Annotated in this window: 9 protein-coding genes and 2 pseudogenes; 5 read left to right on the top strand and 6 right to left on the bottom strand. The window is 53.5% G+C overall.

The window, feature by feature from the left end; translation table 11 throughout:
• Window positions 1–38: 38 nt before the first annotated feature.
• Window positions 39–1,382 (bottom strand): glycoside hydrolase family 68 protein, encoded by a 1,344-nt coding sequence (locus SM755_RS15480; protein ID WP_323173689.1) that lies wholly within the window; start codon window positions 1,380–1,382, stop codon window positions 39–41.
• Window positions 1,383–1,893: 511 nt separating this feature from the next.
• Between SM755_RS15480 and SM755_RS24475 the strand changes: the two genes are divergently transcribed.
• Together SM755_RS24475 and SM755_RS15485 are read left to right on the top strand one after the other, a co-directional pair.
• Window positions 1,894–2,085 (top strand): hypothetical protein, encoded by a 192-nt coding sequence (locus tag SM755_RS24475; protein ID WP_369335251.1) that lies wholly within the window; start codon window positions 1,894–1,896, stop codon window positions 2,083–2,085.
• Between the two features lie 218 nt (window positions 2,086–2,303).
• Entirely contained in the window at window positions 2,304–3,533 is a 1,230-nt protein-coding gene (locus tag SM755_RS15485; RefSeq protein WP_323173461.1) for an HAD-IIA family hydrolase, read from the top strand.
• A gap of 85 nt (window positions 3,534–3,618) precedes the next feature.
• Here the strand turns inward: SM755_RS15485 and SM755_RS15490 are convergent.
• The 5 genes and pseudogenes from SM755_RS15490 to SM755_RS15510 all read right to left on the bottom strand — a co-directional run.
• Window positions 3,619–4,719 (bottom strand): annotated as a pseudogene (locus tag SM755_RS15490) (RNA-guided endonuclease InsQ/TnpB family protein); the annotation flags it as partial.
• Window positions 4,720–4,731: 12 nt separating this feature from the next.
• A complete protein-coding gene (locus SM755_RS15495) occupies window positions 4,732–5,202 on the bottom strand; it encodes a hypothetical protein (protein WP_323173462.1) in 471 nt (156 codons plus the stop codon).
• On the bottom strand, window positions 5,199–6,089 hold the full coding sequence (locus tag SM755_RS15500) for a ParA family protein (protein ID WP_323173463.1): 891 nt from the start codon (window positions 6,087–6,089) through the stop codon (window positions 5,199–5,201). Before SM755_RS15500 ends, SM755_RS15495 begins: the two co-directional genes overlap by 4 nt.
• A gap of 1,644 nt (window positions 6,090–7,733) precedes the next feature.
• Window positions 7,734–8,921 carry an ABC transporter substrate-binding protein gene (locus SM755_RS15505; RefSeq protein ID WP_323173464.1) on the bottom strand — a complete coding sequence of 396 codons (1,188 nt, stop codon included), beginning with the start codon at window positions 8,919–8,921 and terminating at the stop codon, window positions 7,734–7,736.
• A 1,570-nt stretch (window positions 8,922–10,491) separates the two neighbouring features.
• Window positions 10,492–11,781 (bottom strand): orc1/cdc6 family replication initiation protein, encoded by a 1,290-nt coding sequence (locus SM755_RS15510; RefSeq protein ID WP_323173690.1) that lies wholly within the window; start codon window positions 11,779–11,781, stop codon window positions 10,492–10,494.
• A gap of 883 nt (window positions 11,782–12,664) precedes the next feature.
• Here SM755_RS15510 and SM755_RS15515 point away from each other — a divergent pair.
• From SM755_RS15515 to SM755_RS15525, 3 genes and pseudogenes are all read left to right on the top strand, one after another.
• Entirely contained in the window at window positions 12,665–13,432 is a 768-nt protein-coding gene (locus tag SM755_RS15515; RefSeq protein WP_323173691.1) for an MBL fold metallo-hydrolase, read from the top strand.
• Between the two features lie 171 nt (window positions 13,433–13,603).
• A pseudogene (locus SM755_RS15520) lies at window positions 13,604–14,199 on the top strand (IS6 family transposase).
• 360 nt (window positions 14,200–14,559) lie between these two features.
• The gene (locus SM755_RS15525) at window positions 14,560–16,119 is read left to right on the top strand and encodes a BCCT family transporter (protein ID WP_323173465.1); all 1,560 of its coding nucleotides are present in this window, start codon (window positions 14,560–14,562) and stop codon (window positions 16,117–16,119) included.
• The last annotated feature ends 116 nt before the right edge of the window (window positions 16,120–16,235 follow it).

Below are 16,235 nucleotides of genomic sequence, written 5' to 3' on the forward strand. Positions count from 1 at the left end.
CAAGCGAATAGCAGCACTCACTGGGCAATTGGATTCTCTTATTTCCCTCTTCCGTTCGATCCACCCGAGGGGAGGAAATGGCCATCGTTGAGTTCGGTTACGACTCGCGTTTCCGTCCCATTGAGTTGCAGCTTTAAACTCGGGGCAAGCGTACCACCAAACAGTTCCTTTTGCTCTTCGGGAGGGAGGTATCCGACTTCGTCAAGACTAATTTCACCCCGAGAAGTGTCGTCAAGGCCACGGAAGTTCTCGAAGCTCTCGACGAGTGCGTCGTTCCCCTGGGGCATCGCCAGCCATGAATAGCCCTGGAAGGAGGCCTCCTCGGGGTTGGCAATGACCAGTCCGCTGCCGTTGAGCGGCTCGTAGTCACCATAGAGCGAGTCACTCACGAACCCGTACAGTGCGTCAGGGCCCTGGAGACCGGGAGCAAAGGTGAACTCGTGACTCAGCACGAACAGGTACCACTTGCCGTTCTGGAAGACGTAGTGAGGGCGCTCAAGTTGCTGGTTGACTTCAATGGCTTCGAGGTTCGGCGGGAGCAGCTCCCACTCAGTGAGTCCGTCGTTCGTCGCTCGTGCCACGCCAACGTTCCCGTTATAGCTCTGTGGGTCGTCCGGGTTCTCGCCTTCCGTGGGCGTGTTCCCTTCAAACACGACCATGTCCTCTCCCGTTTCAGGGTGCTGAAAGTACCACGGATCACGGAACGCATAAACGATACCTTGGTCCCGGGACTGCTCTAAGGTCTGGTAAAGTTCCCCGTCAGCCTTACCAATGAGGATGTGTTCTTGCTCTCCAACCACCTCAACGCCATGCGGGCCTGTCTCTAGCGTCGCGCCCTTCGCAAGCGCAAGCCGCTGGCGGAACTCCGGTTCTGCGCTGGTTGGCGTGTAGAAGTGATAGATCTGGTCCTCGCTGCGGTCATACATCGCGGATCCGGCCCACTGATGATGGCCGAGTGGGTCGTCCAAGGCCGTGCCGCCCTCCTGCCAGTCATGGCCGTTTCGGGAATAGAAGTATCGAATTGTTGCCTCGTTGTGACGAGCACCGGGTACGAGGTCCTTCGGCGCCGTCAGAGAGAAGACAACTTGCCAGCCGTTGATCTTTGCGATTGAACCGTCACGGTATCGAAGCGGCCAGGTATCCCAGATCCAGTAGTCGTCCGAGATCACGTCGGGGTTTTCGTTGATCACTGGCGCAGTCAGATCATCTGTGAGTTCAATGTTATTCGCATGTTCACGCGTCCACGCGCTGGCCTCGCCCGTTTCACGTGCGGCCCCAGATCCAGTTCCGACTGCCAGTCCGAGGCCGGCCGCGCCAATTGCGCCGGTTGCTTTGAGTACACCACGTCTATTCAACTCAATATTACTACTTCTATCTCCCATTCCAAACGAGTATTTACTCACTCTGTACTAAAAGATTTCTATCTTGATTATGCTAAATGGAGAATATTTCATTATCGATACTGTCTGATTGAATCAGATTAAGAAGTAATTGGTTTTATTTGACAAGGTGCTCGCAAACCTGCTCAGCGAAAGTTACGCGGGAGATTTAGTTAAGTATGAAAAGCGAGGTACGCTGATTTTCAGCTGGTTCATAGCAGAAATTGCATTCTTTAGTAGTAGTAATAGTAGCGACTGGATTGATTTGGATTTGTAGAGCGCGAGCAGACACCGGCCAACAGAGGAAGTTGAATATTTGGTGTATATTTTCCCCTGACTATCGATTTCGAATACTGTTCGAAAACGAGAGATGTTTGGAATTAAACAGTCGCAAAATGCAGTTCACGATTGGGTGTACAAATGTGACCTATAGCCGGCCGATGATGTGTCATCGAATCACAGTTCACTTAATGAGACCGTAGTTCGAGTCAACGATAAGCAATACTGGCTGTATGTGTCTGTCGATCCCAAGTCCAGTGAACTGCTGTATATACGACTGTTTTCGACGACTACGACGGCGCTAACAGAGATCTTCTTCAGTGAATTAGTCGAGAGACATAATGTCTCCGACACCGTATTTCTCGTCGATGAATCTACCCCCTCTTCAGACGGTACTCCGTCGGTGTGGACTCCGATTTCAATATAAGAGACGAAAAAACCGGAACGCTATTGAGAATATCATTCAGGAAGTAAAATATCGAATATACCTATTCTCAAACTTTGTTAGCTATCTAAATATAGTGAGATAGCTCTGTTGAAATCCTCTTCTTTAGGTGAATCTACGTTACACGACAGATACGAGCGTAGTGGCCTATTCTGGCTATCACAAGGAAATATAAGTAGTTGATCGTACTGCTCTGTAGCATGATTGCTGAGCAATTCGACGTGTTCTTGCTTGACCTTGATGGGGTGGTCTACGTCGGGGATAAGCCACTACCTGATGCAGTTGACTCGGTAAACCGTCTCTACGAGTTGGACAAGGAACTACGGTTTCTGACAAACGACCCTCGCCCGACAAGACAGACGATTGCAAGCAATCTTCGAGAGTTAGGGATCAACGCACAAGAAAACGAGGTCGTCACATCAGGCTGGGCTACTGCACAGTATCTCGCCCAGCAGAGTGTGACCACGGCAGCTGTCGTCGGTGGTGAGGGACTGGAAACCGAACTCCAAGCAGAGGGAATTGAGATCACGGACAAGGATCCAGAAGCGATGGTTGTCGGCGCGGATGAAGAGACATCGTATCGGGACATCCAGCGGGCAACGAGGCATATCGATGAGGGAGCAGTGTTCGTGGGCACCAACCCCGATGGGTCATTCCCGACTCCAGATGGCCCTGCACCCGGTGCCGGGGCCATTGTCCGAGCGGTCGAAGCAGCCGCAGGAACGGAACCAACGATCGTCGGGAAACCTGAGCCACTCATGTTCGAGATGGCCCTTAATGGATTGGCCGACGATGTGAGCGCTGTCGTGATTGGAGATAATCCGGCCACGGACATTCTCGGTGCTCACCGCGCGGGGCACACCGGGATTCTAGTGGCTGACGAGGAACCGACTGCTGCATCCGCTCGTGACCTGCAGGAGCCAGACCTAACTATTTCGACTCTGTCAAACCTGTTCACGAATGGTATCGAAACGTGGGAATCGCCTCCGTATTCTTGGCCGGATGAGATTCGTCCGGGCGTCGCTGCCGTCGTGGTTACCAATGCGGATGAGATACTGTTGTTGAAACGCGCTGACAAGGAACAGTGGGCGCTTCCAACGGGCTCGGTCGAACGCTGTGAGCCAGTTCGAGAGGCTATCTCACGAGAAGTCATGGAGGAAACGGGACTCCATGCCGAGGTTGAGGAGTTGACGGGCGTGTATTCCCATCCAGAGCAGCAGGTGTTTTCGTATCCATCCGGGAAGATAGTGCACTTCGTCACGAATTGCTTCCGGTGCACTGTCGAAGAGGGGATACCTGAAGCCGATGAGGAGGAAGCTCTTGAGGTCGGGTTCTTCGACGTGAACGACCTGCCATCCAACATTCTTTCGATGCAGCCGCAGTGGATAGCTGATGCTATTGATATAAGCGGTTCTCCTGCGACTCGATAAGTCCACATACTGTAGTGAACTACCCCACCCTACTCGCTCACGGCTGACGCCGTTCGCTCCTTGAGGATAGCGTGAGATGAAGGTCTCACGGACCATGCGAACGGGCGCTTCGCGCCCGTGAGCAGATGGGGCTTCCTGCTTCCACGACGTTGTCAGACTGCGTCTGACAGCCCGTGAGATGCGATCTCACGAACGCGCTTTGCAGGAACCGAATTGGTTCCCGTAGGGAGCGCAGTCTCCACAGGCGTTCGAAAATCTCTTTGCGATTTTCGCAGCCTCTTGGAGAGCAAAGCTCTCCAATGGTCGGCGAATCTCTGATTCGCCTCGACACCAGAATCGCTCTGCGATTCTGAGGACGTTAATTCGGAGCGTCCCGCTCCTACGTGCTTGATACCGCGAGAAAGAATGTTCCACGCTGCATTCCAATCCCTGTCCGCCGTGAAACCGCACGACGGACACGAGTGTTCGCGGACCCACAACGGCTTGTCGGTCGAGACACCGCAGGCCGCGCACTCTTTGGTCGTCCCGGCCGGATCGACAGCAACGAAGTGCGTGCCTTCGCGTTCGCATTTGTACTCGAGCATCCGGAAGAACGTTCCCCACGCCGCTCCGGCACGGTTCCGGGAGTTGCCGTCAAGTTCGACCAAACCCTTCGCATCGAGATCTTCGACCGCCACGAGGTCGTACTCTCGAGCGTAGTACGCCGAGAGCTTGTGCAGGAAGTCCCGGCGCTTTCGCTTCAGGTCGGCGTGACATTCGGCCACACGACGGCGTTGCTTCTCGTAGTTGTTCGAGCCGTGTTCTTTCCGCGAGAGTTTCCGTTGCTCGCGCTCAAGCCGGTCGCGCTCTTTCGAGAGGTCGACCGATTCGATCGCGTGGCCGTCGGTATCGTGAGCGTACTTGAGAATGCCCACGTCGATGCCGACGGACTTCTTTGGATTCTCTGGTTTCTTTGGCGGCTCTCGACCCATTTCGACGCTGAACGTGGCGAACCACTCGCCCGTCGGCTCCTTCTTGAGTGTGACTTCCTTCAGCTTTGCGTCGTCGGGGATCTCTCGATGGAATCCGATTGGAATGTCTGCGAGTTTCGAGAGTGACAGCACAGTTTGGCCGCCCTTCTTGTCGAGCTTGAAGCCAGACTGGTTGTACGTGAAACTGTGGAACTGTGGAACTCGCGCGGTGGTTTAATTAAGACGTTTCAATGAGAATCGTTCTGTCGGCGTTCTTCAAGTATGAGTTCGGCAATCCGCTCAGGGCGCTCATTGGCAAGACGGAGAGCTGCATCGTGGATTTCGCGGTTTTCCTCGTCGAGAACGCCCGCTTCAGCGAGTTTCGGAACGATCGTCGTCCGAATCTTGTTCTCGAACTCGTTCACCGTCTTAGTACGAGCGTAGAAGGGCTTCTGTTGGACTTCGCTGTATTCGAACGCTGGACCAGTCTCTGCAGGTGATGCAGAAGCGGGAGGCGTCTCATCAGAGACACTCTGTTCGGATGGATCAGTGGTCTGTTCGTTGCTTGTCTTCACAGAAGATGTCTCTGGCGCTGATGACTCGCCGTCCACTGCTACCGAGTCAGTTTCGGTTTTTGAAGCGGAATCATCCGTATCTCCGGACTCTGAGGGGGACTCTGACTCGTCGTCTGTTTTGAGATCGTCGAACGGATTACTCATCGTTCGATCCCTCCGGTAGCGACGATTTCGGCGAGTTCTTCGTAGTAATCGATCTGGTCGTTCTCCGGGTCGTAGTCCTGAAGCGGTTGGTTGTGCTGCAACGATCGTGACAGTGCTGACCGGTGACGAATACCCGGTTTCGGTGGAGTCAGCTCGTCAGCGTCGATTGCGTCAAATTCATCGCCAGTAATCCGAGCAAAGTTCGGAACTGCTTCCTGAAGCGCTTGGCCGGGGTTAACCTCGTATGTCGCAGTATTCAAATTCTCGAGGAGTTCTCGGTCCTCAGTCTGTTGGTCGATTCGATCGGAAAGCTTGTTTGGAACGACAGCGAGGACATCAACATCGATGTACTCCCGTGCTGGTTCGATTAGTCGCTCCATCGTTCGCTTGTAACCACCAATCGCGCTTGATCCGGGTTCGATCGGGATGACAACGTTTCCCGTTGCGACAAGTGCGTTGTTATTGAGCATTCCCGGATACGCTGGACAGTCAAAGACAACGTGATCGTACTCATCACCGAGGAGTGGATCGACGATTTTTGATTTGATTCGCGCCGACCCTTGCATCGCACCTGCGAGATCCTTCTCTACATCCTCGAGCGTATCGGACGAAGGGAGCAAATCGAATCCATAGTCAGTCGGTCGTATCAAGTCGTGTGGGGTTGCATTCCCTTCGAGAATCACGTCTCCTAAATTGATCTCGCCTTGATATGCGGCATCGAAACCGAGACCATTCGTCGCGTGACCGTTTGGATCGAGATCAGCGAAGAGGGTCTTACCGCGCTCAGCAAGTTGACGCGCGAGATTTATCGACGTCGTTGATTTTCCGACACCGCCTTTCAGAATTACCACGCTTACGGCACGAGACTCGGTCGTAGTAGCGTTCATTGTTGGATTTTATTTGCTTTGACAAACGGAATAGGGACCTATTGTCCCAATATCCGCTATTTCAGTGCTCAGAGAAGGAATTACGCCCCATCAACTTAATATTTCCTACTGATAGAGAGATAGCTTGTCCAAGTACAATAGGTAGATTAGGCCCAATAGATGCAATAGGTACACCACCCACCCTACCTGGAGTACCTATTGTAGGGAAGATAGCTACACTACGGACTGAATCCAGTGAATCTACTGAAGCAAAGTGGATGTAGTACATCTGCTGAACAATCCGTACTCGCACTACCTATTGGACCTGTTGTAGCTATTGTAGCTATTCCTTTGGAGAGGTGGAGTAGGAGCCACCATTCAAACTACGAAGTATCATTCAAACGAATTCCAAGATCCGGAAGGTAGGTACACTTCGATAGAAGTGTGTGGTGACTGCAAAGCAGAAATATCTCGCTCTGTTGGAACTCTATTTGTCCTACACTTCTGTGAACTATTGAGAATAAAAGAGATTTCGAACTCACAGTCAAACCCATCCTATTCATTGATATTAACATGAAATAATCAACATTACCGGGCTGAACGTGCTGGTTTAGTCGATGTCAACATCACATGCCTCGATAACCGACTCACAGTACGTGTATTTCGAATATTGCACCAGAATGCTCACCAAGCGTTGAGAGAGAATGCCAGTGATGGTAACTGAGAATCAACGGTCGAACCAGAACTCTCCCGCCCAACATGACCCGGGGCCAAGGATTACAATTACAAACAACCGAGTGATACAAACCGCAAGCGCATACCCGCGTCTTCAGGCGCGGGTCGAGCGGTAGGCTCGGTGCAGCGTCCGACATCGATAGCCAGACTGGATTTCCTTCGTAACCGTTTTGGTGTGGCCCCACATAGCATAGAGTGCTACGAATACCGTGAGATGCCGTCCTCGAACCACAAGGGGAAGCGGACCAGCAGTGGTTCGCACGGCGATGACATGGTATTTGACGGGGCCTGTTTGACCGGGCCACAGCCCTATACAGGGGAGGAAACGAGAGTTCCTCCGGTATGCTGCCGGTTCCCCGTGAGTGCGGGTTGGAACCTCAAACGCCACACTCGGCGGAAATCCGATGGTCGGATTCCACGTCCTTCAGGGCGTGGAGGAGGTCAAGCCGTTGCGTGTTCGGTTCATGAACTATTCCTCGGACGCCTCCCGGTTCGGATCGGGGGCAATCTGCTCGTCCGAAACGAGTTGAACGACGTGATCCGACCCTTCGTTATTGCCCGAACCCATAATGATGGCGGGAAACGAACCATCCGAATGGGCCGAAACGCCAGAGATCGATTCTACAGTGGTGACATTCCATCCCTCTTTGACACAAGTGTACAGGGTCATGATCTCGGCAAGTGGTCGCTTATCAGTAGTTGGTAGCACGGTTTTTTTATTCAGAGTTCTCCGTGAAAATCGCGGTAAGTACAGGCCGAGACGTTACCGGAGCAGTTACCTACCCCTCTGACAGGTGTCAGAAACAACCTGCTGAATATAGAGGATGTGTGCAGCAATTCGTTGGTCTGTGTTTCACAGTGGGGGAACTGAACGCGCCGATACTGGGAGTGGGTATCAAGCGCCGAGAAGAGAGGTATGTGAGTCCGTGGTTAGAAGTCCCCGCTGATGATGTCCGCAACGCGCTGGCGGTCGAATAGCTGGTTCTCCTCCGGGATCGTGGGATACTGCTCGAATGGGAACTCCCCGAACTGGTCTGGATAGAGGATTTGCCCGGCCAGTTCAGTATTGAACAAGTTCGTGATTGGGCCCTGTTCAGGCCACGCTCCCGGGTAAATATTACCTTTCTGGACAGCAGTGAGATCTTGGCCGACCTCGTCGTTTTCCATCTTCTCGACAAATTCGCGCTGGAACAGATCAGCATCGAATCGGTGCTTATCGGTGTCGTTGACGATCCCCCAATGGAGGACGATCACGTCAGGGTCAGCAGCTAGAAGTCCCTCGTAGTCGATTGTTCCGCCGTACACGTCGTCGATTATGTTAGCGAATCCATTCGCAACGTTCAGGTCTCGGTACTGTTTCATTTCGTAGCCGGCTTTCGTCGGGTCAAGTGGATAGAACTCTCCTTTTTCCGGGTCTGATGCCTTGTTGACGAGACCGATCTCGACCGGTTCGACTCCCTCTAGACGAGACTCCACCTCGGCTTGCACCTCGTCGTGGAGATCAAGAAACGCTTCGGCCCGCTCAGGCTGTTTGAACACCTCTCCGAGTTTCTCAAACGCTTCGAGCATCGTCGGCGCTTTCTCGGGATATCCCTCTTCAAGTTGCCACTTGCTGTTCAGCCGACGGTTGTAGCACCCAAAGAATGGGCCGATGTTCGTCTCTACTTCTTCGATGTCTGTGTCTCCCCAGCCGTCCCGCTGTTTCAGGTCGATTGGATCCCACAAGTGGACGTCACAGTCCAACTCGAAGAGTGCCTCCTTCGAGGGGCCATCCTGCCAGAACTCCGTCCAGTCGGTTTTTAAGTCAATGCCGACTTCGTTAAAGAACATCTCCTGTCGTCTAAGCGTCGCCGTGCGTGACCCCTCAGCCTGTCCGAGTGCAATCGCCATGTCTCCCCAGCCGTCCCGGTAGTACGCCATCCACGTCTCAGGGACCTCTTCGAACTCCACCTCACCGACGGGGAACATCTCGACCTTGTAGCTCCCGCCCTCAGTCTCGTCGTTAGTGGTTGACTGTCCAGCACACCCGGCGAGCAGTCCCCCACCCACAATCGCGGTGCCGTACTTCATGTACTCTCTGCGCGTCGGTGCCTCGTGCTCACCGCTATTTCCGGACATGTTTTTAGGTCCGCCTAAAATATTATAACTGCTTTGATCTCCAGACGAGCTCACCTAATCGGCCCCGTGACCGACTCGCGCTGTGTATTCATCACGACCTTTCGAAGAGATACGCTGATTGGTAAGAACCCAGCGGTCAATAAGCATACGTAGTTACCGAATCGCCTGTTTCAGTTTCAGGTGCGAAACTGAATAAAGAAATCGTACTACTATCTACTGTTATGGAAGTGCGCAGTGCGTACTCAAGCTGGGATATCCTTAATGACGAAGAGTCTTGTTCGATCAGTGAAACGGTCCGGAATCACCTGTCCGTAGCCGTTGGCGATGAAATCGTCGTTCAGAATCATGAGAACAGCCGTGAGCGAATCTATGAGGTCGCTCGAACTCACATTGAAGGGGAACGACGAATTCGAATGGGGTACAATGCTCGGAGCCGATTCTACGAATCTGGTGAATCGGTCCCTTCAAGCTTCGTTGGACAGTTCAAGCCCAAGTGAACGACCCCGACCTACCGCGTTCGAGCCTACCCGACCTCGCTTGTTGAGTTCGGGGCTTCCTGTTTCTGTGTCGGAACGTGCAGGAACAGGCCCACAATGGTCCTGGACTCCGCAGGCGATCTCCCTTTACAGGCAGTTCGGAGTGTCCCACCCCTACCAAACCGACACTCGGCCACAACCGCCGTTGCACACTTCTTGTCGTCGTTTGACAGAGCGAACTCTTTCGTGATGACGAAACGGCGAAGCCGTTTCGAACCACACGTTTGAACAACGTCGGAAGCGTGGCGAGCATCTCACTACCCTGATCGATACCTATGGCCCCTCAAACAATGAGACACAGCTTGTCCGAGCTGCCGAAGACGTGCTCTCTCCTCTTGAATGGGATAAAATAAGGATTTGCCGAGAACTTCCAAGACTCAGGAGATACATCTAGCTGTGTTCACGGCGAGGAGTGATGAGTAACCTCATTGTAGGAGTGACTCACACCACTCCCTCCCCCCGCCATCGATGTGTAAAACTGTTTGAAGGGAGTGGGGGGAAGAGCGAAAGAGGTACCAAAACCGTCGATATCGTTAAAAACGTGCCAGAGATGACCTCAACCCGTAAAATTATATTTGCATAACGGACACCCAAGATATAGCAAAGTTTTATGTGCTAGGCGTAGTAACTGTAACCGTAGTGGACCTAGGCACAATCAGTAATAGAATGACAGATACAACTAATTTGCAGTAACGACATCTACCGCAACCCTTACAGACTCTACTCTCAGTGCCATTTTCAGGGCTCTCGTAGTCTCTCTTCCTGATCACGCTGTCATCGTGGCCAACGAGGATAGCCTGTCTCCCTGTTGTTTACACTTCGATGACGGGGGGAGGGGGCCTAGCAATTCTTCTATTGAAAGATCCTTCCCGCAAATCTATGACTGGAATGAATATCATATGACACTCTCAATTCAGTCTGTTCGATGATCGGTGTTCTTGACTTCTAGCGAGTATCTTACCCTGGCAGGTCAAGTTTACACTTCGATGACGGGGGGAGGCACACACAAAACAGACTCAGATATTTAATTCCCCCTACTGCTTGTGGAACTCCTTCAGTTGGGCGTTAACGACTGTCCGAAGGAGGTCTTTTTGTTCAGTCATCCCCTCTAACCGTGTGTCGTCGACGATCCGATCCATCATCGCTTCCGGATCTCCGGTGAAAGTAAATTCCATATACATCCCACCTCCCCGTCCTCGGCTCTTTCGCGATGCCGAGATCAATCCATAGGTAGAGAGCTCTTTGACGTATTTGACATATGTCTCGCGCGTCATCTGGTCGGCATCAAGCTCATCAGTCACCCACTGATAGACTTTGAATCCAACCGGGCTCGGGACAGAACTTCCCGTCTGTTCCGAGTGACAGGCGACAGCCGCAGTCGCGTATAGCGAGATTTTCTTTTGCGTAGTAAGTCCTTCTACGAGTTTCAGCGAGCGGTCTTTATCGATCTCCTCCTGGGACTCACGAACGTGGTCTTCCGTGACCATCTCGTCTCCACGTTCATCTGCAAGGTCGCCAGCACCCCGGAAAAGGTCAATAGCTTTTCGTGCGTCACCGTGGCTTTGCGCTGCGAACGCCGCCACAAGAGGAATCACGTCATCCTCGAGCGCGTCTTGTCGGAAGGCATCCCGCCGATTCTTGAGGATTTCGCGCAACTGGTTCGCATCGTAATCAGGAAAGTAGATATCTCGTGGGTTGAACGAACTCTCAGCCCGTCCGTCGATGTCCTCCATGAACTTTGGGTCATTCGTCAATGCTGCGACCGAGACACGTCCTTCAATCTCGTTCGTGTTACTCGCACGCGACAGTTGATACAGCAGCTTCGAATAGGCAGGTTCATCGTTTGCTCGGCGGCCCACAAGTAGATCGATCTCGTCGAGGATGAAGATCACCGAGTCGTAATGTTCGTTGATGAGTTCGTACAACCGTCTGTACTTGCGCTTCGTGGAGACACCTGTTTCAGGAACGCCGATGTTGGCATCGACATCTTTCGCGACGGTCTGGACTAGTTCGTAGACGGCTTGGTCCAGGGTGTTAATCGGCTGGCAGTTGATATCGACGACCCCGAACCGTTCACCCTTCGACTTACAGAGTTCAATAATCTGCTGTGTGACTGCCCCGATGATAAGCGATTTTCCCGTTCCGGCGGGACCGTACAGTAGCATATTCGGAGGGCGATTCCCTTGGAGTGTCGGTTTCAGAAACGAGACGACCGATTCAAGCTGATCATCACGGCCAACGATTCGTTCTTCATCGATTATTGTGTCCGGCTCAACGAGGTCTCTATTGACGAAAACTGATGATTCCCCCTCATCGTCGAGCATGTCCCGAATCGACCGCTGAGAGCTCTCTTCAATAGATGCTTCATTCCCTTCGTCCGTAACCTCGTCTGTAGACGTTTCACCAGGCGTGTTTGTTTGCCCACCGTCAACTTCCGACCGAGTTCCGCCATCAAGAGTAGATTGCTCCACGTCATCCTGATCACTACCGACCATATGGTTGCTATTCACCCGAGCATTAAAAATATTCACCTCTATCGATGTTTATTCAGAGGATACGGCGGACATAGTGCGAGTATTTTCCCGTTACAGGTTCTAATCAATAGACCACCACCGAAGTATACCCGTCCCAAAGACCCCCCGTCATCGATGTGTAACTATAGCCCCTCTCAACTTCCTGTGAATTTGCATCTCTTAGATCGGTCACTATGCTCCCCACCCCCCGTTGTCGATGTGTAAGCCGTGCATCTGACACCCCGTCTTCGAAGTGTAAAATCCCATCTCACACACTCCCCGTCATCGATGTGAAAACCAGTCTCTCTTGGCTTTCTCTGTGTTGCTTATCGCCGATTTTCAATTTGCACGCGGAGAGCAAAACCGTTGATCGTTGATGTGAGCCGCCCTATTTATTGAGGTTGACCGGGCCCTTATATTTGGAGGTCACCTTGTGGCCTTCCCGCCACTGCCAGTAGTAGCGGTTATCGTTGATTTCCTTGATTGTGATCGTCGCCTTGCGGGGACACGTGAATCTCGACCCTGAGGACATCGAGTTCATTCAGTAAGCGCGGGGCGATGCTGCGTCAGTTGAAATATGCCAAACTAACTCCTACCCCGGTGGCTTCCGTAGCTCGCTATATGTCTACAACTATAGTAACAACTGAAACGGTTTACACACTGACCGTACAGCTGTCGCACGATCAGGTGTACACTGACTTTCAGTGGCTACTATAGTGCCAGCGGACAGCTGATTCGTAACGCCACGGTCCTCTTGGACATCGATGACGCGACGTTTCTCGTCGACCCGATGTTTACGCCACAGAACGAGATGCCGACCGTGACAGACTCTCCGGGCGTTCCTGAGTTTCTGACGACGGAGAACCAGAAACGGAACCCACTCGTCCCGTTCCCCAACGTCGACCTCTCGGACGACGCCGTGGTCGTCACGCACCGTCACCCTGACCATTGGGACGAGGCGGCCAGAGAGGAACTCGACGCAGACGTGCCGCTGTTCTGTCAGCCCGAGGACGCGGACGAATTCACTGACGAGGGCTTCACTGATGTCCGGCCGGTCAACGACGAGATGACGTTCGACGGTATCACCATCCACCGGACGCCGGGTCAGCACGGGCACGGCGAGCTCGCCGAGGGGATGGCCCCAGTCTCGGGCTTCGTCTTCGAGGGCGAGCAGACGGTGTACGTCGCTGGCGACACAATCTGGTACGAGCCGGTCGAAAAGACACTCGATGAGTTCGGCCCTGATCTGGTCGTCCTCAACGGTGGAGAAGCACAGTTCGACCAGGGGGAACCGATCACGATGGGCGTCGAAGACATTACCGCGGTCCGAGAGGCCACTGATGCCGAGATCGTCGTCGTCCACATGGAAGCGATCAATCACTGTCTGCTCTCCCGTGAGGAACTGCGAGCGGAGACAGAGGACGTACACGTTCCCGAGGACGGCGAACAGTTCAGTCTCTAACGAGAGAGCGATTTCCTTGACAACCGTACCGCGGTTAGAAACCCCGTTATAGGGTGTTACTCTGCCAGTTCTGTTGGGAGGGTACTGTTTCGTGAAGCGTGAAAAGTGAGACAGCACGATTTTGTGGTGTCCATGCCAAAAATCGACCGCCTCAGGGGGTATAGCGATTAGATCGATTTGAGTTTTGTGAAGCGAGAGCGGACACCACGTCAACTGATAGAACTTGGTATTCGACTCCATCTTACTGTCCTTTCCCTTTCGAATACTGTTCGGGAATTAGAGAAGTTTGGTGTCAGACGCAGTCGCAAGGCAGTCCATGACTGGGTTCACAAGTGCGATCTACAGCCGGCAGATAACGAGAAACCGAATCACGTCGCACTCGACGAGACGGTGATTCAACTTGACAAACATCGCTATTGGCTGTACACTGCCGCCGATCCAGACACGAACAATATCCTCCATATACGGCTGTTTTCGACGACTACAACCGCGTTGGCAGAACGTGTTCTCCACGAACTTACTAAGAAACATGACCTTGCCGATACCGTGTTCCTTGTCGATAGAGCGAACCATCTCCAGACTGCATTCCGTCGATCTGGGCTCCGATTTCGATACGAAAAACATGGAAACCGAAACGTTTCAGAAAATGTCCCCTATAATATAAAAAGTTGTACTTCTTTGTTCCCAAACTGTTTCAGTCACGCACAACCGTCAACAGCCGACTCGTGGCTCAAGCTTTCGCCGTCTGGCACAATGCTACAAACTAAAGACGACCCAGTAAGTGGGAGCTTCACTCTGTTATTTCGCGAATCGTTCTGTGCGGTACAAATACCACCGTTGTGCGCCGAGACACCCGCTGTCACGCTCGTTGCCTACGTTATCTGCTGTATCCGCGGTCGGGTTCGCTCATGGCCTGTTTTCGTCGCGTGACGTCCGCTGTCAATCATGAGTTACGTGACGCAAGAATACATCACCGCTAGTGACTCCCGCCGGTGGACAGATTCACCGATATAATAGATATCCGATATATTCTACACACACAAGTTCACACGCGGTAATTGTGAGAAAGAGTCACGTATGAAAATACGGAACGCTGTAGAACGCTTTGTCGAGGAACTAATGCGGGTGTGTTCAGCATTGGCTTCGGCGTAGCACTGATAGCGATCGTCGTGTTTTTCCTCAACCCAGAGGCGTCCGCCGAAAAGATGGACGCAGTCAACGAGTACCTCTGGTCGGAGTTCATGTGGGTATACGTGTTCTCGATGTTTCTCATGGTCGTGTTCTCTCTGTGGCTGATGTTCGGCCCGTGGGGAGACATCAAGCTCGGTGGTCCGGACGAGTCGCCCGAGTTCAGCACCCCGGCGTTCTTCGCGATGATGTTCTCGGCGGGTATCGCGGCGGGTATCGTGTTCTGGGGCCCGGCGGAGGCGCTGTTCAACTACGACACGGTCCCGCCGCTGATCGGTGCGGAGTCACAGACTCAGTCGGCAGCGATCGGCGCTATTCAGTACACGCTATTCCACTGGGGGATCTCGTACTGGGTTCCGTACCTGATCGTCGCACTTCCGATCGCCTTTTTTGCGTACCGGCGAGACGCGCCCATGCGCATTTCGACGCTGTTGGCTCCCTTTCTCGGCGTCGATAACTTGGACCGTCCCATCGCCAAGGTCGTCGATATTCTGGCGGTGTTCGCGACTATCGGCGGTATCGCGACAACCCTAGGGTTCGTCGGAAGTCAGTTCCTGACCGGTCTGCAGTACAACTACGGCGTCACTCTCAGCGATGGCGGTACCATTCTCGTCATTACGGGGATGACGCTGGCGTTTACTGCTTCGGTCGTCTTGGGTGTCAAGCGTGGCATTCGGAAAGTTTCGATGTTCAACATGTACAGATTCGTTCTGCTGTGTCTAGCCACGTTTCTGCTGGGTCCAACGACCTACATCATGAACACCGGTCTGCAGGCCACCGGGGAGTACGCCAACGGCTTTCTCCGGATGGGTCTGTACACGAACGCTTCGGGGTCCGGGGAATGGGTCGGCAACTGGACCGTGTTCTACTGGGCGTGGGTGTTCTCCTGGGCGCCGTTCGGCGGCCTGTTCGTCGCACGCATCTCTCGCGGACGAACTATCCGGCAGGTGACCGCGACGGCATTGATCGGCGCGACCGTCGCTACCATCCCGTGGTTCCTGACAATGGGGGGAACGGCGATTCATCTCGAACAGACTGGTGCTGCGCCGATGCTCGCCGCCGTTTCGGAACACGGCGTCGCCGTCTCCGGGTTTCCGCTGTTCGCCAATCTGCCGCTGGGGTCGCTGCTGTCGCTCATCTTCATGATGCTCGTGCTCACGTTCTTCGTGACCTCCGCCGACTCTTCGACGCTGGCGCTGGGAATGCTCACGACCGGCGGCAAGGAACACCCCTCGACCATCAATCGCGTGCTCTGGGGCGGCTTGGTGGGCGATCTCGCATCGCTGCTCATCGTCGGCGGCGGCCTCGACGCGCTGCGCTCCTCGGCTATCATCACCGGCGGACCATTTGCCGTCATCGGCGTCCTAGCTATCATCGGGATGTGTCTGGAGTTCCAGCGTATCCGCCCGGTCCTGCAGACGAACACCAACGATCAGTCCACCGAAATCGACGAACAGTCGCCGCCCGTGTTTGCGACGAACACGGACGACGACGACTAACATCGCCACCTTCGCTGGCCGGTCCGTGTTCTCCCCACCTCGTATATCGGCTTTCAGGCGCCGTTCGCGGCACTCTGTTGGAACTGATCTGCGACTACTGACCTCGGTGGTCCAAC

The sequence above is a fragment of the Natrialba sp. PRR66 genome, from assembly GCF_034808065.1.
GTDB lineage: Archaea > Halobacteriota > Halobacteria > Halobacteriales > Natrialbaceae > Natrialba > Natrialba aegyptia.